Annotated in this window: 22 protein-coding genes and 1 tRNA gene; 18 read left to right on the plus strand and 5 right to left on the minus strand. The window is 63.5% G+C overall.

The genetic code is table 11. The features are described from left to right. Position 1: 1 nt before the first annotated feature. The gene (def, locus tag S4A8_RS04525; RefSeq protein ID WP_353219199.1) at positions 2 to 523 is read right to left on the minus strand and encodes a peptide deformylase; all 522 of its coding nucleotides are present in this window, start codon (positions 521 to 523) and stop codon (positions 2 to 4) included. Between the two features lie 138 nt (positions 524 to 661). On the opposite strand from def, the gene S4A8_RS04530 reads away from it, so the two are divergent. The 9 genes from S4A8_RS04530 (at position 662) to S4A8_RS04570 (ending at position 12,010) form a co-directional block, all read left to right on the plus strand. Beyond that, entirely contained in the window at positions 662 to 1,780 is a 1,119-nt protein-coding gene (locus S4A8_RS04530; protein WP_353219200.1) for a LysM peptidoglycan-binding domain-containing protein, read from the plus strand. A gap of 29 nt (positions 1,781 to 1,809) precedes the next feature. Further along, entirely contained in the window at positions 1,810 to 2,931 is a 1,122-nt protein-coding gene (dprA, locus tag S4A8_RS04535; protein WP_353219201.1) for a DNA-processing protein DprA, read from the plus strand. Positions 2,932 to 2,980: 49 nt separating this feature from the next. After that, positions 2,981 to 3,451 carry a Smg family protein gene (locus S4A8_RS04540; protein WP_353179508.1) on the plus strand — a complete coding sequence of 157 codons (471 nt, stop codon included), beginning with the start codon at positions 2,981 to 2,983 and terminating at the stop codon, positions 3,449 to 3,451. Positions 3,452 to 3,607: 156 nt separating this feature from the next. Continuing rightward, the gene (locus tag S4A8_RS04545; RefSeq protein ID WP_353219202.1) at positions 3,608 to 6,118 is read left to right on the plus strand and encodes a DNA topoisomerase I; all 2,511 of its coding nucleotides are present in this window, start codon (positions 3,608 to 3,610) and stop codon (positions 6,116 to 6,118) included. Positions 6,119 to 6,155: 37 nt separating this feature from the next. Continuing rightward, the gene (locus S4A8_RS04550) at positions 6,156 to 6,755 is read left to right on the plus strand and encodes an L-threonylcarbamoyladenylate synthase (RefSeq protein WP_353219203.1); all 600 of its coding nucleotides are present in this window, start codon (positions 6,156 to 6,158) and stop codon (positions 6,753 to 6,755) included. Between the two features lies 1 nt (position 6,756). After that, positions 6,757 to 7,680: an oxygen-dependent coproporphyrinogen oxidase gene (gene hemF, locus S4A8_RS04555; protein WP_353219204.1), complete on the plus strand. Its 924-nt coding sequence runs from the start codon at positions 6,757 to 6,759 to the stop codon at positions 7,678 to 7,680. A 33-nt stretch (positions 7,681 to 7,713) separates the two neighbouring features. Beyond that, positions 7,714 to 8,676 carry a hydrogen peroxide-inducible genes activator gene (locus S4A8_RS04560; protein ID WP_353219304.1) on the plus strand — a complete coding sequence of 321 codons (963 nt, stop codon included), beginning with the start codon at positions 7,714 to 7,716 and terminating at the stop codon, positions 8,674 to 8,676. Between the two features lie 145 nt (positions 8,677 to 8,821). Then, positions 8,822 to 10,771: a transglycosylase SLT domain-containing protein gene (locus S4A8_RS04565; protein ID WP_353219205.1), complete on the plus strand. Its 1,950-nt coding sequence runs from the start codon at positions 8,822 to 8,824 to the stop codon at positions 10,769 to 10,771. Positions 10,772 to 10,786: 15 nt separating this feature from the next. Further along, positions 10,787 to 12,010 carry a multifunctional CCA addition/repair protein gene (locus S4A8_RS04570; RefSeq protein ID WP_353219206.1) on the plus strand — a complete coding sequence of 408 codons (1,224 nt, stop codon included), beginning with the start codon at positions 10,787 to 10,789 and terminating at the stop codon, positions 12,008 to 12,010. A 22-nt stretch (positions 12,011 to 12,032) separates the two neighbouring features. On the opposite strand, the gene S4A8_RS04575 is transcribed toward S4A8_RS04570, so the two are convergent. The 4 genes from S4A8_RS04575 to tsaD all read right to left on the minus strand — a co-directional run bounded on the left by S4A8_RS04575 (position 12,033) and on the right by tsaD (position 14,976). Next, positions 12,033 to 12,839, minus strand: coding sequence for an undecaprenyl-diphosphate phosphatase (locus tag S4A8_RS04575; RefSeq protein WP_353219207.1), 807 nt, complete (start codon positions 12,837 to 12,839; stop codon positions 12,033 to 12,035). Positions 12,840 to 12,961: 122 nt separating this feature from the next. Next, a complete protein-coding gene (gene folK, locus S4A8_RS04580) occupies positions 12,962 to 13,462 on the minus strand; it encodes a 2-amino-4-hydroxy-6-hydroxymethyldihydropteridine diphosphokinase (RefSeq protein WP_353219208.1) in 501 nt (166 codons plus the stop codon). Beyond that, a complete protein-coding gene (gene folB / locus S4A8_RS04585; RefSeq protein ID WP_353219209.1) occupies positions 13,459 to 13,815 on the minus strand; it encodes a dihydroneopterin aldolase in 357 nt (118 codons plus the stop codon). The genes folK and folB overlap by 4 nt, the downstream gene beginning before the upstream one ends. A gap of 126 nt (positions 13,816 to 13,941) precedes the next feature. Beyond that, a complete protein-coding gene (gene tsaD / locus S4A8_RS04590) occupies positions 13,942 to 14,976 on the minus strand; it encodes a tRNA (adenosine(37)-N6)-threonylcarbamoyltransferase complex transferase subunit TsaD (protein WP_353219210.1) in 1,035 nt (344 codons plus the stop codon). 109 nt (positions 14,977 to 15,085) lie between these two features. Between tsaD and rpsU the strand changes: the two genes are divergently transcribed. The 9 genes from rpsU (at position 15,086) to S4A8_RS04635 (ending at position 24,412) form a co-directional block, all read left to right on the plus strand. Beyond that, on the plus strand, positions 15,086 to 15,301 hold the full coding sequence (gene rpsU, locus S4A8_RS04595; RefSeq protein ID WP_006915178.1) for a 30S ribosomal protein S21: 216 nt from the start codon (positions 15,086 to 15,088) through the stop codon (positions 15,299 to 15,301). Between the two features lie 90 nt (positions 15,302 to 15,391). Then, on the plus strand, positions 15,392 to 15,841 hold the full coding sequence (locus tag S4A8_RS04600; protein WP_353219211.1) for a GatB/YqeY domain-containing protein: 450 nt from the start codon (positions 15,392 to 15,394) through the stop codon (positions 15,839 to 15,841). Between the two features lie 249 nt (positions 15,842 to 16,090). After that, a complete protein-coding gene (gene dnaG, locus S4A8_RS04605; protein WP_353219212.1) occupies positions 16,091 to 17,854 on the plus strand; it encodes a DNA primase in 1,764 nt (587 codons plus the stop codon). A gap of 54 nt (positions 17,855 to 17,908) precedes the next feature. Further along, positions 17,909 to 19,774 (plus strand): RNA polymerase sigma factor RpoD, encoded by a 1,866-nt coding sequence (gene rpoD, locus S4A8_RS04610; RefSeq protein ID WP_353219213.1) that lies wholly within the window; start codon positions 17,909 to 17,911, stop codon positions 19,772 to 19,774. Between the two features lie 159 nt (positions 19,775 to 19,933). Next, positions 19,934 to 20,623, plus strand: coding sequence for a methylamine utilization protein (locus S4A8_RS04615; RefSeq protein WP_353219214.1), 690 nt, complete (start codon positions 19,934 to 19,936; stop codon positions 20,621 to 20,623). Continuing rightward, entirely contained in the window at positions 20,620 to 22,947 is a 2,328-nt protein-coding gene (locus S4A8_RS04620; protein WP_353219215.1) for a putative bifunctional diguanylate cyclase/phosphodiesterase, read from the plus strand. Before S4A8_RS04615 ends, S4A8_RS04620 begins: the two co-directional genes overlap by 4 nt. Next, positions 22,944 to 23,804, plus strand: a complete 861-nt coding sequence (locus S4A8_RS04625) for a DUF3034 family protein (protein ID WP_353219216.1) — start codon at positions 22,944 to 22,946, stop codon at positions 23,802 to 23,804. The genes S4A8_RS04620 and S4A8_RS04625 overlap by 4 nt, the downstream gene beginning before the upstream one ends. Before the next feature lies 1 nt (position 23,805). Then, the gene (locus tag S4A8_RS04630; protein ID WP_353219217.1) at positions 23,806 to 24,345 is read left to right on the plus strand and encodes a group I truncated hemoglobin; all 540 of its coding nucleotides are present in this window, start codon (positions 23,806 to 23,808) and stop codon (positions 24,343 to 24,345) included. Continuing rightward, positions 24,336 to 24,412: transfer RNA gene (locus tag S4A8_RS04635), tRNA-Ile, on the plus strand. The genes S4A8_RS04630 and S4A8_RS04635 overlap by 10 nt, the downstream gene beginning before the upstream one ends. The last annotated feature ends 13 nt before the right edge of the window (positions 24,413 to 24,425 follow it).

The following is a 24,425-nucleotide window of genomic DNA, read 5'->3' on the forward strand; positions in this document are numbered from 1 at the left end:
TCTACTCGTCGCTTTCCGTCGGGGCTTGCTGGCGCGCAGCCTTGGCCAGCTTGCGACGAATGCGCTCGCGCTTGAGCCGCGAAAGCTGGTCGATATAGAGGCCACCGTCGAGATGGGCCAGTTCGTGCTGTACGCATTGCGCGAGCAGGCCTTCGGCATCCATTTCGTAACGCTCGCCGTGGCGATCCTGGGCGGCAAAGCGAATACGTGCATGGCGCTTGACCTTGTCGTAATGGTCCGGCACCGACAAACAGCCCTCGTCCACGGTTTCCAGATCTTCGGCCCAGAGAATTTCCGGGTTGCACATCACGATGCGCTCGTTGCGATCCTCGGAGCAATCCATGACCGCGACGCGGCGTGTATCGCCCACCTGGGTCGAGGCCAAACCCACGCCCGGGGCGTCATACATGGTGTCGAACATGTCATCGATAAAACGCGACAGTGCGTCGTCGAAAACGGTGATCGGCTCAGTGCGTTCGCGCAGTCGCGGATCGGGGAAATGCAAAATCTCGAGAATCGCCATATTCTATTGGTCGTCAATGTCGCAAGTGGGCCGGCCATTAATAAATCATCGGACTGGCCGATAACGAAAAGCACGCGGCATGGCCTGTTCAAGCGCTATCAATTGGGGGGCGCGTCCTGGATGCGAGAGTATAACGATTTGAGACAGGCCATGAAGTGCGCGGGCACTGGCCTGGCGGTGGCCCTGGCGGTCGTTGCGAGCGGCTGCGCGCACCAACAGGAGCCCGAGCTTGCGCCCGCCTCCCCGGCCACGCCGCTGCCCGAGCGCGCGACACCCGCGGTCAACGAAACCACGGTCAACGACCAGATACGCGCCGACGCGCCGCTGCGCTACGTGGTCAAGAAAGGCGATACGCTCTGGGATATCGCAGGCTACTACCTGCGCGACCCCTGGTATTGGCCGCAGCTGTGGTACGCCAATCCCGATATCGCCAATCCGCATCTGATCTATCCGGGCGATGTGCTCATCCTCACCCGCGACGCCAACGGCAATTTCCAGCTGCGCCGCGCCGGCACCAAGGTGTTGTCGCCCGAAATACGCGAAAGCTCGCTGGAATCGGTGGCGACCATTCCGCTGGATGCGATCCGTGCATTCATTACCGGCCCGCGGATCGTGTCCGCGCAGGAGCTGGCCGATGCGCCCTATGTGGTGTCGTTCATCGACGAACATCTGGTCGGCGGCAAGGGCACGGTCAGTTATGTACGCGGCGTAGGCGCCCAGGGCCATGACGCCGAGCGCTACAGCCTCGTGCGCGACGCCGGGCCCTACAAGGACCCGGACACGGGCGAAATCCTCGGCCAGCAGGCCGTACCGGTCGGCGAAATACGAATTCTCGAAGACGGGCCCGTCGCCAAGGCGCAGATCACCAAAAGCTATCGCGAAGCCCTGGTCGCCGACCGGCTGCTACCGCTGGAAACCGAGGATCTGGTGCACGATTTCTATCCGCATGCACCGGATCGCGCGATCGAAGGCCGTATTATTTCCGTGTACGACGGCGTGTCGGCTATCGGCCAGTATCAGGTGGTGACCTTGAGCGTGGGCCGCACCGACGGTATCGAACGCGGGCATGTGCTCGATATCTTCGAAGCCGGCCGCGTGGTGCTCGACCCGGTCAAGGGCGATCAGGTGCGCCTGCCCGAACTCAAATCCGGCCAGCTGCTGGTATTCAAGACCGACGAGAAAGTCAGCTTCGCGGTAATCATGCGCGCTGAACGCGCGATCCATATCGACGATTACGTGCGTACGCCGGCGCGCTAGCGCGTGTACCGGCTGCAACCGACGGTGTCGTGAGTCATCACGCCGAGCTGCAACTGGCCTGTACGCCGGGCATCGGGGCGACGCTGGGTAGCCGCCTGATCGAACACTTCGGCAGTGCCGAGACGGCCGTGGCGGCCGGCGAGCGTGCCTGGCGCGAACTCGGCGTGCCGCGTGCGGCCTGTGCGGCGCTTGCAGCCGCCGATAACGCGCGCCTGGACGAAACGCGGCGCTGGCTTGACGCAGCCGATCATCATTTCATCACCCGCGATCATCGCCACTACCCGAACGCGCTGGCCGAGCTCGAGCCCGCCCCGCCCTGGTTGTACGCGCTGGGGGATACCGAGTTACTCAACTATCCGGCGATCGCGATCGTGGGCAGCCGCAATCCCAGCCCGGCGGGCCTGGAAGCCGCACGCGAGTTCGGCTTCGCGCTCGCCTCGGCGGGGCTGGTCGTGGTGTCGGGGCTGGCCCGTGGTATCGACGCCGCCGCCCACGAAGGCGCACTCGCGGCCGATGGCATGACCATCGCGGTGTGTGGCACCGGCCTTGATCGCGTGTATCCGGCCATGAACAAGGATCTGGCCGAACGTATCGCCGGCAACGGGCTGTTGCTGTCGGAATTCGGTCTGGGTACAGAACCGGCACGCGGCAACTTTCCGCGCCGTAATCGCATCATCGCCGGCCTTTGTAGCGCCACGCTTGTCGTCGAAGCCGCCCGCGCTTCGGGCTCGTTAATCACCGCCCGTCTGGCCAGCGCCGCCGGGCGCGAAGTCTTCGCCCTGCCCGGCTCGATTCACAACCCGCTCGCGCGCGGCTGTCACCAGCTCATTCGCGATGGCGCCAAGCTCGTCGAAACCACCGAGCACATCCTCGAAGACATCGCCGGCGTGCTCGACGGCTATCGCAGCCATCGCGCGCAGGTGTCTGATCGCGAAGCCGAACACGCGGCGACTGACCGTCCGCCAGCGGCCGAAAACGACGACCACGCCACGCTGCTTGCCGCGCTCGGCCACGGCCCGGCACGGGTCGACGACCTGGTCGCACGCACGGGTTGGTCGGCAGATGCGGTATCATCCACCCTGCTCATCCTGGAACTGGAAGGTCGTGTTCATGCCGGCCCGGGCGGGGCTTATACCCGCACGGCATCATGAGCACGGGCCTGGCCCATTGCCACGGTTCACACACGACGGATCTGCGCCGATGAACGAAAACCTGCTCGACGTGCTGCTCTATCTGTTCGAGAACTTCTCGCTCGCGGATGCCGAACACATGTCCAGCGTACGCGACGACCTGGGCGATGCCGGCTTCTTCGACGACGAAATCGACGATGCCTTTGCCTGGATTCGGGCCACCGACCCGGCCGGCCAGTCGATGGCCGATACGCCTAGCGACGATGCCGTGCGCGTCTACGCCGAACGCGAGATGCAGGTCCTGGATGCCGAATGCCGGGGCTACCTCGCCGGCCTGCAACAAGCCGGCGTGCTCAGTGCCACTGCCCGCGAGATCGTGATCGACCGCATGATGGCGCTGGCCGAGGATGCCTTCGAAGGCGCCGAGATCGAACAGCTCAAGTGGGTGGTGATGATGGTGCTCTCGTCGAGCGGCCAGGATCAGGCCTATGCCCGCATGGAAGCGATGATCCATGCCGAATCCCCTGGGGCCAGTCACTAGCCGGACACCCCGGGCCGCTTCGGCGGGGTCACAACCGCGCCATGCGCGGGGCGGCGCGGTTGACGCATCCCGGTCGCGCATGCTTCAAAGGCTATGCTAGTGTGCAGCGCCCTGTACGCGAGTGCAGGCCTCAATCCTTAAATATAGCGTGAATCGATGAGTCGCAATCTCGTCATCGTGGAATCGCCGGCCAAGGCCCGGACGATCGAAAAATATCTCGGCAAGGACTACGAGGTGCTTGCCTCGTACGGCCACGTGCGCGACCTCGTGCCCAAGGAAGGCGCAGTCGATACCGAGCACGACTTCGCGATGCGCTACGACATCATCGACCGCAATGCCAAGCAGGTCGACAAGATCGCCCGCTCGCTCAAGAAGTCAGACGCCCTGCTGCTGGCCACTGACCCCGACCGCGAAGGCGAGGCCATTGCCTGGCATCTGCTGGAGCTGCTGCGCGAACGCGGCCTGCTCGAAAACAAGGAAGTCGCCCGCGTGGTCTTTCACGAGATCACCAAGAAAGCCGTCGGTTCGGCCGTGGCCAACCCGCGCACCATCTCCGATGACCTGGTCAACGCCCAGCAGGCACGCCGCGCGCTCGACTATCTGGTGGGCTTCAATCTGTCGCCCCTGCTCTGGCGCAAGGTTCAGCGCGGGCTATCGGCCGGCCGCGTACAGTCGCCGGCGCTACGCCTGATCTGCGAGCGCGATGCCGAAATCGAGGCGTTCGTACCCCAGGAATACTGGAAGATCGAAGCCCAGGTCGAAAAGGACGCCCAGCCGTTTTCCGCGCGCCTGTCGCAGCTGGACGGCGAAAAGGTCGAACAGTTCACGGTCAACAACCAGGGCAGCGCCGACGCGGCCCTGGAAAAACTCACCAGCGCCGCCCAGGGCCAGCTGCGGGTGGTCAAGGTCGACCGCAAACAGCGCAAGCGCAACCCGGCGCCGCCGTTCACGACCTCCACGCTGCAACAGGAAGCCGCGCGCAAGCTCGGCTTTACCGCCAAGCGCACCATGCGTACGGCCCAGAGCCTGTATGAAGGCGTGTCGATCGATGGCGCCGAGGCCACCGGTCTGATCACCTATATGCGGACCGACTCGGTCAGCCTGGCCGCGGACGCGGTCAACGAACTGCGCTCGATGATCGGCAAGCGCTACGGCGACAAGAACCTGCCGGACGCGCCGCGCACCTTCAAGACCAAGTCTAAGAACGCCCAGGAAGCGCATGAGGCCATCCGCCCGACCGAAAGCGCGCGGATTCCGGACGAAATCAAGTCGAACCTGACCAGCGATCAGGCACGCCTCTATGAGCTGATCTGGCAGCGCACCGTCGCCAGTCAGATGATGCACGCGCTGTTCGATACCGTATCGGCCGATCTGGCCGCCGGCGACGACGCGAAGCACCTGTTTCGTGCCTCGGGCCGCACCCTGCGCGAACCGGGCTTTCTGGCCGTCTACAAGGAAGGCAAGGACGACGACAAGGGCGATGACGACGCCGACAAGCGCCTGCCGCATCTGGAAGAAAACGAGCTGCTCAAGCTCGCCGAGATCATTCCCACCCAGCATTTCACCGAGCCGCCGCCGCGCTTTACCGAAGCCGCGCTCGTGAAAACGCTCGAGGAATACGATATCGGCCGGCCCTCGACCTATGCCTCGATCATCTCGACGCTGCAGGATCGCGAATACGTCGAAATGGACGGCAAGGCGTTCATGCCCACCCCGCTGGGCAAGATCGTCAACAAGTTCCTGACCGATCACTTCACTCGCTATGTGGACTACGAGTTCACCGCCAACCTCGAAGACCGGCTCGACGCCGTCTCGCGTGGCGAGGAACAGTGGCAGCCGTTGCTCAAGGAATTCTGGGATCGCTTCTCCGAACAGATCGAATCCAAGCAGGATCTGTCGCGCGAGGAAGTCGCCCAGGCCCGCGAGCTGGGTACCGATCCCAAATCCGGCAAGCCGGTGATCGTGCGTATCGGTCGTTTCGGGCCGTTCGTGCAGATCGGCTCCAAGGACGACGAGGAAAAACCCAAGTTCGCCGGCCTGCGCAAGGGCCAGGACATGGACAAGATCACCCTCGACGAGGCGCTGTATCTGTTCAACCTGCCCCGCGATCTTGGCGAAACGCCCGAAGGCGAGGAAATTCAGGTCAACATCGGCCGCTTCGGCCCCTATGTGCGCTTTGGCAAGAAGTTCGCGTCGATCAAGGAAGACGACCCGTACACCATCTCCAAGGAGCGCGCGCTCGAGGTCATCGCCGAGAAGAAGGAAGCCGACGCCAAGAAGCTGATCAAGCACTTCGAGGCCGAAGGCATCAAGGTTCAGCACGGCCCGTTCGGCCCCTACATCACCGACGGCAAGAAAAACGCCAGCGTGCCCAAGGGTCAGGAACCGGCCGATCTCACCCTTGAGCAGTGCCAGGAGATCATCGCCAAGGCCCCGGAGAAGAAAAAGCGCGGGCGCAAGGGCGCGGCAGCCAAAAAGGACAGCGCCAAATCGAGCGCGAAGTCGACCGCCAAGACTGGCAAGAGCACGGCGGCCAAGAAGACGAGCACTGCCAAGGCCAAGAGCACCAGCAAGTCGGCGACGGCAAAAAAGACCACCGCCAAAGGCAGCACGGCCAAGAAAGCGCCGGCGAAGTCGAAACCCGGCTCCGGCGCCGACAAGCGTTAGGCCTGATTGCATACCCGGCTGACTGGACCGAGCGAACATGAGTAGTCACGTCAAGCCCAGGGGCGCGCAGGTGAGCGCGCATCGTTTGCGCCGCGCTGCGCGCATCCTGCATGCCGGCGGTGTGATCGCCCATGCCACCGAAGGCGTCTGGGGGCTGGCCTGCGATCCGCTGGACCCCGCCGCCGTGCTGCGTGTGCTGACGATCAAGGGCCGCGCGATCGAGCGCGGGCTCATCGTGATTGGCGCCGATAGCGCCCAGCTCGAAGCCTTCGTCGCCCCCGAGGCCGGCAACGCTTGGGCGCGTGCGACCGAAACCTGGCCGGCCGCCATTACCTGGCTGTTGCCTGCCGCCGACGACACCCCCTGGTGGCTGACCGGCGCCCACGACACCATCGCCCTGCGCCAAACTGCGCATGCCGATAGTGCGGCGCTGTGCCGCGCCTTCGGCGGTGCACTGGTCTCCACCAGCGCGAATGTGAGCACCCACCCGCCCGTGCGCAACGCCTGGCAAGCCCGGGCACGGCTCGGCGAAGGCCCAGGTGGTGTCGACATGATTCTGGGTGGCCTACCCGATACGCCCGGGCGCGCGAGCACCATTCGCGATGCCCGTACAGGCCAGACCCTGCGCGGTGGTTGATATGGGTAGCGCCGAGATCGATTCCGAGCGCGTAATCGCCTGGTTTCGCGAACTGCAGGATCATATCTGCCAGCGCCTGGCCGCTTTCGAGCCGGCGCTGGATTTCCAGATCGATGCCTGGCAGCGCCCGGCCGGCGGCGGGGGCGATACCCGCGTGCTCGCCGAGGGTGAAACCTTCGAGCGTGCCGGGGTGAATTTCTCGCGCGTGACCGGCGACAATCTCCCCGCCTCCGCATCGGCGCGGCGCCCGGAGCTGGCCGGGCGTTCGTTCATCGCCAGCGGCGTGTCGGTGGTGGTGCATCCGCGCAACCCCTATGCGCCCACCGCCCATGCCAACGTGCGCTTCTTCGTGGCCGAAAAAGAAGGCGAAGCGCCGGTCTGGTGGTTTGGCGGCGGCTTTGATCTGACCCCGTTCTACCCCTTCGAAGCCGATGCCATCGCCTGGCACGAGGCAGCCCGCGATGCCTGTGCACCGTTTGGCCAGGCGCTCTACCCGCGCTTCAAACACTGGTGCGACGAGTATTTCTACCTGCCGCATCGCGACGAAACCCGCGGCATCGGCGGGCTGTTCTTCGACGATTTCGACGAACTGGGCTTCGAAGACAGCTTTGCCTTCGTGCGCAGCGTTGGTCAGGCCTTTATCGATGCCTACGCGCCGATCGTCGAACGCCGGCGCGAACACGACTACGGATCGCGCGAACGCGATTTCCAGCTGTATCGGCGCGGGCGCTATGTCGAGTTCAACCTGGTCTACGATCGCGGCACGCTGTTCGGCCTGCAATCGCGCGGACGCACCGAATCCATTCTCATGTCGATGCCGCCACTGGCATCGTGGCAATATGGGTACACGCCCATATCCGGCAGCGCCGAGGCCGCACTCTACGAGGGCTTTCTCAAGCCTCGGGACTGGCTTGGCGCCCTTTAGCCTGCCGCCCAACAAGATCTTGCTGTGATGCATATCACGTTGACCGAACTGCGCTATCTGATCGCGCTCGACAAGGAACGCCACTTCGGCCGCGCGGCCAAGCGCGCGTTCGTCAGCCAGCCGACGCTGTCGGTTGCGGTCAAAAAGCTCGAAGGCGAACTGGGCGTGACCGTGTTCGAACGCAACCGCGGCGAGGCCCGGGTCACCCCGATCGGGCGGCGCATCATCGAACAGGCCTATCGGATTCTGGGCGAGGTCAGCGCCCTGGAAAGCGTGGCCGAACAGGGCCGCGACGAGCTCAAGGGTGCATTCCGCCTGGGCGTGATCTATACCGTGGGGCCCTATCTTCTGCCGCACCTGATCCCGGCCCTGCGCGAAAGCACGCCTGACATGCCGCTGATCATCGAAGAGAATTTCACCGGCGCGCTCACCCAGCAGCTGCGCAACAACGAACTCGACGCAGTGATCGTGGCCATGCCCTACGACGTCGGCGGGTTTTCCACCTGGCCGCTCTACGACGAATCCTTCGTGGTGGTGATGCCACAGAACCATCGCTGGACCCAGCACGAAGAGATTGATGCCAACGAACTGGCCGAGGAAGATCTGCTGTTGCTCGGGCCCGGCCATTGTTTTCGCGATCAGGTGCTCGCGCTGTGCGAAGACTGCCGCGATCGCGAGCGCGAACGCCAGCCGCATTCCGGCTCCAGCCTGGAAACGATCCGGCACATGGTTGCCAGCGGCCTGGGTGTGACCGTGCTGCCGCGCTCCTCGATTCCGGGATTGTCGGAAGAATCGCGGCTACTCGAAACCCGGCCCTTTGCGGGCGAACCGCCCATTCGGCGTATCGCCATTGCCTGGCGCAAGAGCTTTCCGCGTCCGCGCGCAATTACCGCGCTACGTGAGGCGGTCATGCAATGCGACCCCAGCGGCGTCACCCTGCTGCATGACGCCGTCGCCGCCAACGTCGACGAAGACAGCTTCGCCGAAACGTATTGACCGATAACGCCTGACACCGCTGTCGTTTTTCGTAGCCAGCATCGGCAGATGCGCTCGGCACGTATTCACGGCTGGCACCATCGCTTGTGCCGACATCGGTCGATAAAACACATCGGCCGGATCGGCGTGCGTTACACTCACGGCTGTGAATAGCCTCAATGCCCGGATCGCCATGCGCCTGTTTTTCATGGCCATACTGCTGCTCTGCGCGGGCACGAGTGTGGCTGCCGATGCATCCCAACGCGCGCTCTTTCGCGACGCGCTGACTGCCGCCCAGCAGGGTCGGCTCGACGCGCGCCCCGACTTGCGTTCGCGGTTGCAGACCTACCCGCTCTACAACTATCTGAGCGCGGCCGAACTGCGCTACCGCCTGGACACCGATGCCAACGCGGCACTCGACACGCAGATCGAGAAATTCATCGCCGCCCATCCCGATCTGCCCCCGGCCGAAAGCCTGCGCCGCAACTGGCTGCCGAGCCTGGCGCGTCGCGATCGCTGGTCGATGCTGCTGGCCAATACCCGCGACAGCGACGGCAGCACCGCCACCTGTCGTGCGGTCAATGCCCGTATCCAACTGGGTCAGAACCCGCGTAGCGAAGCGCTCGCTCTGTGGCGGGTCGGCCGCAGCCAGCCCGACGCCTGCGACCCGGTATTCGCCTGGCTGGACCGCCAGGGGCTGCTCGGCGCCAACGAAATTCGCGAACGCGCGCGTCTGGCGGTGCTGGCCGGTCAGTACGGCCTGGCCCGCTATCTGGCACGCCAACTGCCGGAAAACCAGCGCACGGCGATCGATCGCTGGCTCGATGTGGCCGAAACGCCGGCCAACCTCAACTATGCCTCGGCCGGACTGGACGGCGATATCGCGGTTTATGCCTTCAAGCGCTATGCCCTGCGCGATCTCGACGGCGCGGCCGATCTGTTCTCCCCGCTGGCCGAACGCCTGCAACTCGACGCGGCCCAGCGCCACGAGATGAAGCGTCAGCTCGCCCTGCTCTATGCCCAGTCCCAGCAGCCGCAGGCGCTGGTGTGGTTCGCGCGCATGGATCACGCGCGCATGCGCGACGACGAACACGCCCTCGGCTGGGAGATTCGGGCCGCGATCTACAACCAGCGCTGGCCGTTGGTGGTGGACGCGATCAACGACCTGCCGCCGGCCATCGGCAACGACGAGGAATGGCGCTACTGGCATGCACGCGCGCTCGATGCCATGGGCCGCAGCCAGCAGGCCCGGGCCTTGTACGCGCCCCTGGCCGCAGAGCGCAGCTACCACGGCTATCTGGCCGCCGATGCGCTCAATCAGGACTACAGCCTCAACGAGCGTCCGCTGGCGGTCGACCCCGCAGCGCGTGCACGCGTCGAGGCCAGACCCGCCTTGGCACGCGCTTACGAACTGCGCGCGCTCGGCATGGACCACGCTGCAAACCTGGAATGGAACGCCGTGATCGATGGTCTGGATCAGGCGGCACTGGCGCAGGCGGCCCGTATTGCCCACGAATGGGGCTGGCATTCGCGCGCCATCATCACGCTGGTCAAGGCCGACTACTGGGACGACCTGGATATCCGCTATCCCACGCCTTATAGCGATGCAGTGCGCCAGTTCGCCGACGATAACGATCTCGACCCGGCCTATGTGTACGCCATCATGCGCACCGAGTCGCTGTTTCAGCCCGCGATCCGCTCCTCGGCGGGCGCGGTGGGGTTGATGCAGCTGTTGCCTGGCACCGCGCGCCTGGTGGCACGACGCATGGACGCCAGTACGCCGTCGAGCAGTGCACTGACGATTCCGGAAATCAATATCCAGCTCGGTGCCGGCTACCTGGCACAAATGCGCGAGCGCTGGGACGGCAATATCGCCATGGCGACCGCCAGCTACAACGCCGGACCGCAGCGCATTGCGCGCTGGCTGCCCGACGACGATATGGACCCGACCATCTGGATTGCGAATATTCCGTATACCGAAACCCGCAATTACGTCCAGCGGGCGATGTCGCACATGACCGTCTTCCAGGCCCGCCTGAACGAGCATATCGTGCCGCTGGACAAGCGTATCGACGATATTCGCCCGGGCTACGGCGACCGCACCGCCCAGCGGTAGCGCCTGCGGTCTGCCATGCAACGGTATCTGGTCGGTGGCGCACTGCGCGATGAATGGCTCGGCCTGCCGGTCTCGGATCGCGACTGGGTGGTAGTCGGTGCGACCCCGGAAGAAATGGTCGCAGCCGGCTATCGACCGGTCGGCCGGGATTTCCCGGTCTTTCTCGACCCCGAAACCAAGGAAGAACATGCACTGGCGCGCACCGAACGCAAGCAAGGCCACGGCTATCATGGCTTCGTGTTCCATACCGGCGCCGATGTACGCCTGGAAGATGATCTCGTACGCCGCGATCTGACCATCAACGCCATCGCCCGGGGCGATGATGGCCAGGTGGTGGACCCCTGTGGCGGGCGTGCCGATCTCCAGGCCCGGATATTGCGCCATGTCTCCCCGGCCTTCGTCGAAGACCCGGTGCGCCTGTTGCGCCTGGCGCGCTACTACGCCCGTTTTGCGCCGCTGGGCTTTCGCGTGGCCGATGAAACCATGGCGCTGTTGCGCGAGATGGTCCGGTCCGGCGAAGTCGACCATCTGGTGCCCGAGCGCGTATGGGCAGAAACCGAGCGCGCGCTCATGCACGACGAGCCGCAGCTGTTCTTCTATCTGTTACGCGAATGCGGTGCGCTGGCGCGGCTGTTTCCGGAACTGGACAATCTGTTCGGCGTGATCCAGCCGATCCGTCATCATCCGGAAATCGACTCGGGCGTGCATACCCTGCTGGTACTCGGCCAGACCGCGGCCGCCAATGATCCGCTGGCCGCACGCTATGCCGCGCTGTGTCATGACTACGGCAAGGCGCGCACACCGGCGCATGTGCTGCCCGGCCATCGCGGCCACGAAGCCGCAGGCGTGCCCCTGGCCGAGGCCTGCAGCGAGCGCCTGGGCGTACCCAAGGCCGTGCGCGAAGCCGCGGCCCTGGTCACGCGCTGGCATACCCATGTGCATCGCATGCACGAACTGCGGCCTGCCACCATGCTCGAGCTATTCGAGCGTATCGATGCCTTTCGCCGGCCCGAACGCCTGGAAATCCTGATCGCGGTCTGTAGTGCCGATGTTCACGGACGGCTGGGTTTCGAACAACGCCAGTACGATCAGCCAGCCACCGCACGCAGGGCGTTCGCGGCAGCCCAGGCCATCGATGCGAAACCACTCGCTGCGGCAGGCCTGCGCGGCGCCCAGATCGGCGAAGCACTCAAACGCGAACGCATCCGCGCCATCGCCACGGCGATCGGCCGACATTGACCGGCCGGATCGATTTCAACGGCTAGCCGTTCCAGCCGAAAATGGCGAACAGCAAAAGACCCAGCAGTACACGATAGACCACGAACGGCATCATGCCCACCGACTGCAACATGCGCAGGAAATAATGGATCGCGGCAAAGGCACTGATCCCGGCCAGCAACGCGGCCATGGCCATCGCACCCCAGGCATCGGCGGTGGGCGTTTGCAATAACAGCACGGTTTCGAAGGCGATCGCGGCCGTAGTGATCGGAATCGCCAGATAGAACGCCACCCTCGCAGCGGCCTGTCGATTGAGCCCGCAGGCACGCCCGCCCATGATGGTCATACCCGAACGCGACGCACCGGGAATGAGTGCGATCGCCTGGGCAAAACCGATCGCCAGATAGGCCCGCCAGCCGATCTGATCGGGTTCACGTGCGCATGGCGCGCGCCAGTCCACCCAGCCCAGGGCAATACCGAACACGATACTCGTGGTGGCAATCACACCCGGCACGCGCAGCATGGATTCGCCGACCAGGCCGAGCACGAGCCCGAACACGATCGCCGGTAACGTGGCCAGCACAAGCCCCCAGGCCATGGCGACTTCGCCATCGCGTCGACCGCTGCGCATCGACTCGACCCAGGCATGGGCAAGCTGAACCACATCCTGACGAAAATAGGCAACGACCGCGACCAGCGTGCCCAGATGCATCGCCAGATCGAAACCCAGCCCCTGATCCGGCCAACCGAGAAAATGCGGCACCAGAATGAGATGCGCCGAGCTCGAGATCGGCAGAAATTCGGTAATGCCTTGCACGATCGCAAGCACCACCATCTGATACCACTCCATAAAAGCCCGCCTGGAAAGAATGAAATGCGTTGCGGCGTATGCCCCGCTATCGGCCGCAAACCGCGGGCACTATAGCGCGGCTGCCGGTAACCATTCGTTACGGTTTCGTGGCCCTGGCATTGCTACGGCAGCAACGGCGCGCTGTCCTGCAGGCTGACCGGCTCGAGCCGATGGGCCTGCGTGGCCATTGTGGCCCACAGATCGGCATAACGCATACCACAAACCGGATGACGCGCTTCGGGCATCAACTCGGCAAGCGGACCGAGTACGAATGGCTGTTCGACGATATCCGGGCGGGGCAACACCGGCGCGTATTCATGCACCGTATCGCCAAAAAGCAGCAGGTCGATATCGATACACGGCGGTATCTCCGCCTGACTGCGATCGCGCCCACAGGCGGCCTCGATATCGCGCAGTTCGATGCACAGCTGGTCCAGCGGCGCCGCGGTATCGAACGCGGCCACCAGATTGAGGAAATCCGCGCCCTGCACGCCCACCGGTGGGCAACGATAGATCGACGAGGTATCGAGCGCGCCGAAGCTTTGTTCGAGCACGTCCAGTGCGAGTGCGATATGGGCGTGCGGCGAGCGATTGCTGCCGATGCCCACCACCGCCCGGGTCATACCTCGCGCGACCGCGTGATCCGCACCCCGACATTGGCGGCCTGGGCCAGCGCACCCGGCTTGCTGACGCGGACACTGACCTGTTCCACATCGAAATTCGCGATCAGAAGCCGCGCGGTTTCTTCGGCCAGCGTCTCGACCAGCTGATAGCGGCTGGCGGCCGCGAAGGCCTGTACACGCTCGGCCACGGCCTGATAGTCCAGGGTCTGCTCGAAATCGTCGTCCGCAGCGGCGTCGCGCACGGTAAAACCGATATCAAGATCGATAAGCAGCCGCTGCGTGGTTTCGCGCTCCCAGTCGTAGACGCCGATCACGGCATCCACCGCGAGCTGTTCGATGAAGATCGTGTCCAAACCGCCTCCTGGCCCCTGCTTCACGACGGCGAAAGTGCGTCGATCTGAAAACTACGATACACAATACTATCACTCGCCAAACGAATGTCCGGCCCCGCAAGACGCGCGCGTGGCCCTGTCGACGCGCTATACGTTCAACGCGGCGGGCGGCTGCAGGCTATCCAGCGGCCAGCGCGCCCGTGCCTCGGCCGGGGCGATGCCGGGCCGCATCTGCTCGGCGCGCAAACTGCCCACCAGGGCAATCATCGCCGCGTTATCCGTACAAAATTGTGACTGCGGAAAATACAGCGCGAACCCATCGCGCGCGCCGCGTGCTTGCAGGGCCGCGCGCAGATGTCGATTCGCCCCCACCCCGCCGGCCACCACCAGACGCGAGCGCCCGGTCTGCTTGAGCGCGCGGGCACATTTGGCCACCAGCGTATCGACCACCGCCTGCTCGAAGCTGGCCGCGATATCCGCGCGCGCCTGATGCGTATCCGGCGCGGCCTTGACCGCAAGCATTACTGCCGTCTTGAGCCCCGAGAACGAAAAATCCAGCCCCGCCCGCTTGAGCATCGGGCGCGGGAAAGCATGCGCATCGCGGCGGCCCTCGGCGGCCAGCGCCGCCAGCGCCGGACCACCGGGATAGCCCAGCCCCAGCATCTTGGCGCATTTGTCGAAGGCCTCACCCACGGCATCGTCCAGACTTTCGCCCAGTACGCGATAGTGGCCGACACCCTCGACCTGTACCAGTAACGTATGTCCGCCGGACACCAGCAGGGCCACGAACGGAAACGCTGGCGCCTCGTCTTCGAGCAGCGGCGATAAAAGATGGCCTTCCATATGGTGTACGCCCAGTACGGGCAGATTCCGGCTCATACCCAGCCCGACGGCAATCGATGCGCCCACCAGCAGCGCACCCACCAGCCCCGGCCCGCGCGTATAGGCGATGCCGGTGAGTTCGGGCGCACCGGCCTCGGCGATGACCTGTTCGATCAACGGCATGAGCTTGCGGATATGATCGCGCGAGGCCAGCTCCGGCACCACACCGCCATAGTCGGCGTGTAACGCGACCTGACTGTGCAGCGCATGGGCCAGCAGCCCGCGTTCGCTGTCGTAGATGGCCGCTGCGCTTTCGTCGCAGGAGCTTTCGATACCGAGGATGACGTTTTTTCTTTGCAAAGCGCGCGCGCAGCGATTAGAATCCATCGCCTTATTCTAGCCGCCGGGCTCAAGACATGCCCACGGCTGGGTCAACAAACCGCAGATTCTTCCGGAGAGTGATTGCTCAATGCCTAGCGTACGCGTCAAAGAAAACGAACCGTTCGAAGTCGCCCTGCGTCGCTTCAAACGCAGCTGCGAGAAAGCGGGCGTTGTCACTGAAGTACGCCGTCGCGAGTTTTTTGAAAAGCCCTGCCAGACCCGCAAGCGCAAGCGCGCTGCCGCGGTCAAGCGTCACGCCAAGAAGCTCCAGCGCGAGCAGCAGCGTTTCACGCGCCAGTACTGATATCACGGCTTTCAAGACCGACGTATCAAACAGCGGCCACAGCGCCGCTGTTTTTCGTTGCAAAGACGCTATTTCGACAGGAGAACGTGCTTGAGCCTCAAAGCCCTGCTACAGGACGACATGAAATCCGCCATGCGCACGCGCGACAAGGAACGTCTCGCCGTAATTCGCATGCTCATGGCCGCGGTCAAACAGCGCGAAGTCGACGAGCGTGAAGAACTCTCGGATGCCGACGTGCTGGCGGTCATAGAGAAGATGGTCAAACAACGCCGCGATGCCGAACAGCAGTATCGCGAGGCCAACCGACCGGAACTCGCCGATGCCGAGGCCGCCGAGATCGCGGTGCTCGAAAATTACCTGCCCGCCCAGCTGTCCGAGGCCGAAATCGATCAAGCCATCGATAACGCCATCGCCGAAAGCCAGGCGCAGTCGATGCGCGACATGGGCAAGGTCATGGGCGTACTCAAGCCGCGCCTGCAAGGCCAGGCCGATATGGCCGTGGTCAGCCAACGGCTCAAGACCCGGCTGCAACAGCAGTAACGCAGGTATAGCGCTGGCGCGGCGACACCGCGCGCCAGCGCAGGTCGGTCGTGCTTTGGCGATCGGCGCTCGCCCCGCCCGGCTGAAAGCGCAGGGGTGAATCCTTGTTCCGCGCAGTCGTTCTCGATCGCGGTATCGCACGGTGTTGACGATCAGCCGCGTCGACCGGCTGTCTTGTTACTCGATGGTTCGTGGCCACGTTTTGCCTGGCAGGTATCATCATCGAGGTCAGTGGAGGTCTTGGCTGCCATGGCGCGCATCCCACAGGATTTCATCGATCAGTTGCTGGCGCGCACGGATATCGTGGCGCTGATCGACGCGCGTGTGCCGCTCAAGAAATCCGGCGCGGAATTCGCGGCCTGCTGCCCGTTTCACGACGAAAAAACGCCGTCTTTCACCGTCTCGCCGAACAAGCAGTTCTATCACTGCTTCGGCTGCGGCGCCCACGGCACGGCGATCAGTTTTCTCATGGAATACGATCGCCTCGAGTTCCGTGACGCGGTCGATGTCCTGGCACAGAACGCGGGCCTGGAAATTCCGCAGGAAGCCCAGGCCAGTGCACCTTCCGGGCCGCCGCGCGACCCGCTGTTCGATGCCATGGCCCGGGCCGATCGCTTCTATCAGAACCAGCTGCGCCGCAATCCGCAGGTGATCGACTATCTCAAGGGCCGCGGCGTGTCCGGTGCCATGGCCAAGCAATACGGGCTGGGGTTTGCGCCCGACAGCTGGGATGCGCTTACCCGCGAACTGCGCGACGCTGGCGCTGGCGAACAGGCCGGGCTGCTGATCGCGCGCGACAACGGCGGCTTTTTCGACCGCTTTCGCAACCGGCTGATGTTTCCGATCCGCGATACGCGCGGGCGCACGATCGCCTTCGGCGGCCGCACCCTGGGCGACGACAAGGCCAAGTACCTGAACTCGCCGGAAACGCCGCTGTTTCATAAGTCCGACCATATGTACGGACTGTTCGAAGCACGCCAGGCAATGCGCGATCTGCCGCGGCTACTGGTCGTGGAAGGCTATATGGATGTCATCGCCCTGGCCCAGCACGGCTTCGCCAACACGGTCGCCACGCTCGGTACCGCCACCACGGCGTCGCATCTGACCACGCTGTTTCGGCATACAGAGGAAGTGGTTTTCTGTTTCGACGGGGACGCCGCCGGGGTGCGCGCGGCGCGCAAGGCACTCGCTCAGAGTCTGCCGGTGATGCGCGGTACACGCCGAGTCCGATTTTTGTTCGTGCCCGAAGGCGAGGACCCGGATTCCATGGTGCGCGCGGCGGATGGCATTCAGCGCTTTCAGGCGGCCATCGAAGCCGCGCGACCTGCTTCCGCGGTGTTGATCGACGCGCTCACCGACGGTTTGTCGCTGGATTCGCCCGATGGGCGCGCCACGCTCATCGAAAAGGCGCGCTCCTATGTCAACGCGCTGCCGCCAGACGCGTTTCGTGCCGAGCTGATCGGCGAACTCGCCGGGCTTGCGCGTTTGCCCGCCGACGATTTACGCACCTTGTATGCACGCACACCTTCAACGACGGGCACAACAGTCGATAAAGGCTCTAGACAAACGAAGACACGAGTGACGCCGGTCAGCCGCGCCTTGAGCCTTTTGTTTGCCGACAGCCGTCTCGCCGAGCGCGTGCCCGATACCCTTGCTCTGCGCGAAGCGGATACACCGGGGGCAACGATTCTCGCCGAGGCGATTGAGTTTTTCGCACAGACCCCAAACGTATCGGTATCGCAGTGGTTGGAACGCTACCGCGAACACCGGTTTTTCGACCGGCTACAGGAACTGGCAGCGACAACGCCGCCGGGCGATTCTGACAGCCGAGCGCAGGAGTTCGATGAAACGGTTGCACGACTGGGTTCGAATACCGCATCGCTGGCCTCATTGCGCCAGCGCTACGACGAACTCGTTGCCCAACAGAACCGCGGCCCGCTGGATGCAGCAGCCGCCCATGAGTTGCAGCAGATACATCAGCAGCTCAGACGTTATCGCCAACGCACCGGTTAGAACAATGCCGGCCACCGGTTTTGAAAGTCGCTGTCAACGCCTCGACTTGTTATCATGGCCGGTTATCGCAGCGTTCGCCACGCCCCACGAGCCCAACATACGCAGCAAAAACACATGAGCAAAGACAAGAAATCGCAGCTTCGTCTATTGATTGCCCACGGCAAGCAAAAAGGCTATCTGACCTATGCCGAGGTCAACGATACGCTGCCCGACGATATCGTCGATCCCGAACAGATCGAAGATATCGTCAACATGATCAGCGACATGGGCATCACGGTGCATGAGTCCGCACCGGAAGATGACAGCCTGCTGATGAACGAAAACACCGTCAACGAAGACGATGACGACGACGCCGAGGAAGCCGCGGCGACGTTGGCGGCATTGGACCCGCAGTTCGGTCGCACCACCGATCCGGTGCGCATGTACATGCGCGAAATGGGCACGGTCGAACTGCTCGACCGCCAGGGCGAAATCCGTATCGCCAAGCGTATCGAGGAAGGCCTGGCCGAGATGATGTTCTCGCTGGCCTATTTCCCGGCCACCACGGGCCGCCTGCTCGAGCTGTGGAGCCAGGTCGAAGCCGACGACAAGCGCCTGACCGACGTACTGGTGGGTTTTGTCGACCCCGACACCGGCGACCCGGTGGTCAACGAGGACGAATCCGCCGAGAGCGACGACGACGACGAAGGCTCGGCGCCGGCCAACGATGGCCCGGACCCGGAAGAAGCCAAAGCCCAGTTCGAACAGCTCAAGCGTCTGCACGAAGCGGCGGTCGCTACGCTCGACAAGCACGGCCGCGAGCACGAGGCCACGGAAGAAGCGCTCAACGCGCTAGCCACGCATTTCATGCGTTTCAAGCTGGTGCCCAAGACCGCGGACGATCTGACCCTGCAGCTGCGTACGACCATGCTCGATATTCGCAGCATCGAACGCGAAATGCTGGCGATCTGCGTGACCGAGGCCGGCATGCCGCGGCGCGATTTCGTGCGTCAGCTGCCGGACAACCTGACCAGCGAAGTGTGGCTGGACAAGCTCATCCGCGCCAAGCGTCGTTATTCGTCGACCATCGCCGGCCGTCGTGAAGACCTCGTGCGTGCGCAAGGCCGGATTCGCGAGATCGAGGCCGAAAACGGGCTCAACGTCAATCACATCAAGGAAATCAACCGCAAGATGTCGATTGGCGAGGCCAAGGCCCGCCGCGCGAAAAAGGAAATGGTCGAGGCCAACCTGCGTCTGGTGATCTCGATTGCCAAGAAATACACCAACCGCGGCCTGCAGTTCCTGGACCTGATTCAGGAAGGCAACATCGGCCTGATGAAAGCCGTCGACAAGTTCGAATACCGTCGCGGCTACAAGTTCTCGACCTATGCAACGTGGTGGATTCGTCAGGCCATCACCCGCTCGATCGCCGATCAGGCGCGCACCATCCGTATTCCGGTGCACATGATCGAAACGATCAACAAACTCAACCGCATTTCCCGCCAGATGCTCCAGGAAATGGGCCGCGAGGCCACGCCGGAAGAACTGGCCGAGCGTATGGAGATGCCGGAAGAAAAGGTGCGCAAGGTCCTCAAGATCGCCAAGGAACCGATCTCCATGGAGACGCCCATCGGCGACGACGAGGATTCGCATCTGGGCGACTTCATCGAGGACGTCAACGCGGTCGCCCCGGACGATTCCGCCTCCGGCGAATCGCTGCGTGAAGCCACGCACAACACCCTGGCCAGCCTCACCCCGCGCGAGGCCAAGGTACTGCGCATGCGCTTCGGGATCGACATGAACACCGACCACACCCTCGAGGAAGTCGGCAAGCAGTTCGATGTCACCCGTGAGCGTATCCGTCAGATCGAAGCCAAGGCCTTGCGCAAGCTGCGCCATCCCTCGCGGGCCACGTTCCTGAAGAGCTTCCTGGACGAATAACGAGCCATCGTTCGGGCGCGCTGCCTGCCTCGGCACGGCGCGCCCGGCTTCGTCCGTACGGTATGCAAACCGCCTGGCGGGCCACAGGCCGGGCAGGTCATCGGAACCGGGCACGCTGTCTAGCCGTGCCCTTTATGCCATCGAACGTATGGACAAAGCATGGCTTTTATTCGGATCGTAAAGCCGGACGTCTCCTGTCGCCTGACCGTCGGCCTTGCGTTGTGGCTACTCGCCCTGCCCGTGAGCTGGTGCGCCACCCTGGATGTACGCGTAACCGACCCGCAAGACCGGCCGCTGTCCAACGCCGTGGTCACCGTAGACTGGCCGAATGCACCCGCGCCGGATCCGAATCCACGCCCGGCGGTGATGCGTCAGCGCGATATGACGTTCGTTCCGCACGTGCTGGCGATTCCGGTGAACACCAGCGTGTTGTTCCCCAACCACGACAACACCCGCCATCACGTCTACTCGTTTTCCAACGCCAAGACGTTCGACATCAAACTGTATGTTGGCTTGCCCGAGCGGCCGATCCTGTTCGACAAGACCGGGGTCGTCACCTTGGGCTGCAATATTCATGATTCGATGCATGCATTCATCGTGGTCAGCGATGCGCCGCGCATGGCGGTGACCAACGCTGACGGACAGGTACGCTTTGCCGACGTGCCAGCACGCGCACGTACGCTACGTATCTGGCATGAATGGCTCAATATCGGTGACGGGGGTGTAATTCGGCGACTTGCGGCCGATACCGACTCTATAACCGTCGATATCGAGATATCGCCACCGCCTGCGCCCCCGCCAAACGAATCCATGTCACTGCAACAGCGATTCGATCGGATTGCCCAATGACACTGCGTCCGCGCACGTTCCGAAATCAGCTGATGATCGCGCTGCTCGGTTTTGTGCTCCTGGCCGAACTGAGCGTGACGATCGCGATTTTGCATCGCACCTACAACCAGCGCGTGCATCAAGCCCACGATACGTTGGCGGTGGCCAACCGCGTGCTCGAGCGTGTGCTCGATCTGCGCGCCGAACAGCTGTTGGCCACAGTCAGCATTCTGGCCTCGGATTACGGTTTCAAATCGGCGACCGCCACCCAGGACGAACCCACCCAGCGCACCGTACTGCGCAATTTCGGCAGCCGTGCGCATGCCGATCTGGCCACCCTGGCCACGCCCGCCGGCGAGCTGGTCACGCGCGTGCCACGGACCCAGCCCGACACCAGTAACGAGCCGTTTCGCAGTGTGCTCGACCGCGCGCGCCGGCTGGGCAGTGCCAGCGGCCTGGTCATGGTGGACGAGCGCCCCTACCAATATGTCATCGCGCCCGTGAACGCACCAAGGCTGATCGCCTGGGTCGGCATGGGATTTCTGGTGGACGCCGAAATCGCCCGTAACGTGGCGAGCGTGACCGGCGTGAATGTCGATTTCATCGTACGCGAAGGCGAACACGAGCTGTTTTCGACCGGCCCGCAGAACCAGGACGGCGATGTCGCCGTCGACGCCAGCGACGCCTTCTTGAGCGAGCGACATACGCTATTCGATGCCGATGGCCGTCAGCTCGATGTGGCCCTGTCGCTGTCGCGCCAGACCGTACTCTCGCCCTACTACGACCTGGCCAGCAGTCTCACACTCGTGTTCCTGATTACGATCGGATTCAGTGCAGTGGTGGCCATCGCGCTGGCGCGCCGGCTGAGCCAGCCCGTGCGCGAACTCAGCGAATTCGCGGAATCCGTAGCGGCCGGTCACTACCACGAGACGCCGGGCGCCCAGGGCATCGGCGAATTCGACATCCTGAGCGATGCACTCAATGACATGCAGATCGCGGTGCGCCAGCGTGAAAATCGTATCCGTCACCAGGCCACGCACGACGGGTTGACCGGGCTACTCAACCGCAACGCCGTTCGCGATGTGCTCTATCAGCAGATGAACGACGGCGACCGGGTGACGCTGATCCGTATCGCCGTGCACGGGTTTTCGCGTATCAATAGCGCGCTGGGCTACAAGCTCGGCGACGAAGTGCTTAAAACGGTCGCAGGCCGCTTCAAGAATGCCTGCACCATGGCACATACGCTCGGGCGTATCGAAGGCAACGATTTTCTCGCGCTCATCGACTGCGACGCCGACGATGAGGAGCTTCACGGGCTCATCGAGCATATCCGGGCCAAGGTCGAACAGCCGCTGTATCTCCAGCATACGTCGATCCAGCTGCTGCTCGACGTCGGCGTCGTGCGTATTCCCGAACACGCCGACGATATCGAATCCGCCTGGCGGCGTACGGTTATCGCACGCGATGCATCACGCCAGCGCCGTTGTGCGACATTTTTTTACCAGCCCGGCATGGACGAAGCGCACCAGCGCGAACTCGCGATCATTCAGGGTATCGCCCCCGGTATCAAGAACGGCGAAATGTCGCTGGTCTACCAACCCAAGATGGCGCTCGCCAACGCCGAAATCGTACAGGCGGAAGCGCTGGCACGCTGGAACCATCCAACGCTCGGGTCGATCGCACCCGACGAATTCATTCGTCTGGCCGAGCGCTCCGGCCAGATCCGGCTTGTCACCGAATGGGTGGTTCAGCAGGTCTGCCGTGATCTGGCCTACTGGCAGTCGAAAGGCCTGCATCTGGGTGTGGCCATCAACCTGTCGGCCGACGAGATCGCCCAGAGCGAACTGGAAAGCACCCTGACTCCGTTGCTGGAACAATGCCTCGGCAACGAACGCATCACGCTGGAAGTCACCGAAAGCGCGCTGCTGCGTGAACCCCAGACGGCGCTGCAGAACCTGCGCGCGCTGCAAAGCCGAGGCGCGCGTATCTCGGTCGACGATTTCGGCACCGGTTACTCGTCGCTGGCCCAGCTCAAGCGTCTCGCCCCCGACGAACTCAAGATCGACAAATCCTTCGTGCTCGGGCTCGCCGAGACGCCGGCCGATCAGTTCATCGTCGACCTCATCATCGATCTCGGCCACAAGCTCGGCCTGGAGGTGGTCGCGGAAGGCATCGAAAACGCGGCCTCCTGGCGTTATCTGCTGCACCGCGGTGCCGATCTCATTCAAGGCTATTTCCTGTCGCGGCCGATGACCGCCGAAGCCATGGTGGGCTGGCTCGAAGATCACGATGCCGATCGTTCGCGCTGGCGCGCACAAACCGATACCCGACAAACGCAGCAATGAAACCGCAATCCCGGCGCTACCGATACGGCACCGCCTGGGCCGGCCTGTTGTTGCTGACCAGCACCCTGTTGGCCGAAGCTGCGGGCAGCCGTCTATGGGGCAGCGGCGGTGTCACCAACGTCAACGGCGCCGCCGGCGGCGGCATCACCACCTGGGCGGTGCTCAACGGCTATGCCAGCACAGACGAAGCCAGCGTCAACCTCGCCACCGCCACCGCCCGCGTCGACGATTTTGACCTGCAAACGGTGAGCGTCGGTTTCAATTGGGCCAATCGCCTGGCGGTGACCGTTGCCCACAACCGACTCAAGGTCAAACCGCTGGCCGCGGATATCCGCCAGCAAACCCTCGGCCTCAAACTACGGCTGGCCGGCGAAGCACTCTACGACCGTTTCGGCCAGTACAGCATCGGGCTGCAATACACGCACAACGCCGATTTCGGCATACCGGCGCTGCTGGGCGCGCGCGACAATCACGGCGTGGACATCTATTTCGCGGCCAGCAAGGTATTTCTTGCCGCCATCGCCGATCGCAACGTCATCGTCAACGCTACCGCGCGTGCGACACGGGCCAATCAACTCGGCCTGCTCGGCTTCGGCAGCACCCACGACAACCGGTATGAACTGGTCGGCGAATTCGGCGTCGGCCTGTTTCTGGATCGCCGTTGGCTTGTGGGCGCCGAATATCGCCAGAAACCGGACAAGCTCGATACGGTCGCCGAAGACGACTGGAAAACGCTGTATCTGGTCTATGTACCGACACGAGAACTCGCGCTGACGCTGGCCTATGTCGATCTCGGGCAGGTCGCCGGATTCGACAACCAGAACGGCTATTTCCTATCGCTACAGACCGGCTTCTAGCATGTTCGCGCGCTACCGACTCATTCCGGTTTTCCTCCCGCTTGTCATCCTGCTGGGCGCCTGCCTGAGCGGTTGCCAGGCCCACCCGGCGCCCGACCGCAGCCTGTATGTCGCCCTTGGCGAACGCGACGGCATCGCCGAACTCACTGAAACGCTGTTGCTGACCATCGCCGCCGATCGGCGCATTGCCGGCGATTTCCGGCGCGTGGATATCCAGCGGCTGCATCGTATGCTCACCGACTATATTTGTGCCGTGGCCGATGGGCCCTGCCAATACACCGGCGACAGCATGCGTGATGTCCATCGCGGCCAGCAGATCAGCAGTGCCGACTTCAACGCGCTGGTGGAGGATCTCGTACTTTCGATGGAAGAACGCGGGTTATCCACCGCCACTCAGAATCGCCTACTGGCCCGGCTTGCCCCCGATCGGCGCGAGATCGTCGACATTGCGCCCCCACCCACACCCGAACTTCGCCAACTCATCCTTGGCGACCTACCGCTATACCGATATAGTGCTCCCCGCAATGCACGGGGCCTGTAGCTCAGTTGGTTAGAGCAGGGGACTCATAATCCCTTGGTCGCAGGTTCGAGTCCTGCCGGGCCCACCATTAAATCAGAAAC

This window comes from Salinisphaera sp. S4-8 (assembly GCF_040361235.1).
GTDB lineage: Bacteria > Pseudomonadota > Gammaproteobacteria > Nevskiales > Salinisphaeraceae > Salinisphaera.

What these genes read in the sequence shown, in the direction of transcription:
- def (WP_353219199.1), bottom strand. Translation starts at nt 523, where the DNA reads ATGGCGATTCTCGAGATTTTGCATTTCCCCGATCCGCGACTGCGCGAA.
- S4A8_RS04540 (WP_353179508.1), top strand. Translation starts at nt 2,981, where the DNA reads ATGAACGAAAACCTGCTCGACGTGCTGCTCTATCTGTTCGAGAACTTC.
- S4A8_RS04545 (WP_353219202.1), top strand. Translation starts at nt 3,608, where the DNA reads ATGAGTCGCAATCTCGTCATCGTGGAATCGCCGGCCAAGGCCCGGACG.
- S4A8_RS04550 (WP_353219203.1), top strand. Translation starts at nt 6,156, where the DNA reads ATGAGTAGTCACGTCAAGCCCAGGGGCGCGCAGGTGAGCGCGCATCGT.
- hemF (WP_353219204.1), top strand. Translation starts at nt 6,757, where the DNA reads ATGGGTAGCGCCGAGATCGATTCCGAGCGCGTAATCGCCTGGTTTCGC.
- S4A8_RS04570 (WP_353219206.1), top strand. Translation starts at nt 10,787, where the DNA reads ATGCAACGGTATCTGGTCGGTGGCGCACTGCGCGATGAATGGCTCGGC.
- S4A8_RS04575 (WP_353219207.1), bottom strand. Translation starts at nt 12,839, where the DNA reads ATGGAGTGGTATCAGATGGTGGTGCTTGCGATCGTGCAAGGCATTACC.
- folK (WP_353219208.1), bottom strand. Translation starts at nt 13,462, where the DNA reads ATGACCCGGGCGGTGGTGGGCATCGGCAGCAATCGCTCGCCGCACGCC.
- rpsU (WP_006915178.1), top strand. Translation starts at nt 15,086, where the DNA reads ATGCCTAGCGTACGCGTCAAAGAAAACGAACCGTTCGAAGTCGCCCTG.
- dnaG (WP_353219212.1), top strand. Translation starts at nt 16,091, where the DNA reads ATGGCGCGCATCCCACAGGATTTCATCGATCAGTTGCTGGCGCGCACG.
- rpoD (WP_353219213.1), top strand. Translation starts at nt 17,909, where the DNA reads ATGGCCGGTTATCGCAGCGTTCGCCACGCCCCACGAGCCCAACATACG.
- S4A8_RS04615 (WP_353219214.1), top strand. Translation starts at nt 19,934, where the DNA reads ATGGCTTTTATTCGGATCGTAAAGCCGGACGTCTCCTGTCGCCTGACC.
- S4A8_RS04620 (WP_353219215.1), top strand. Translation starts at nt 20,620, where the DNA reads ATGACACTGCGTCCGCGCACGTTCCGAAATCAGCTGATGATCGCGCTG.
- S4A8_RS04625 (WP_353219216.1), top strand. Translation starts at nt 22,944, where the DNA reads ATGAAACCGCAATCCCGGCGCTACCGATACGGCACCGCCTGGGCCGGC.
- S4A8_RS04630 (WP_353219217.1), top strand. Translation starts at nt 23,806, where the DNA reads ATGTTCGCGCGCTACCGACTCATTCCGGTTTTCCTCCCGCTTGTCATC.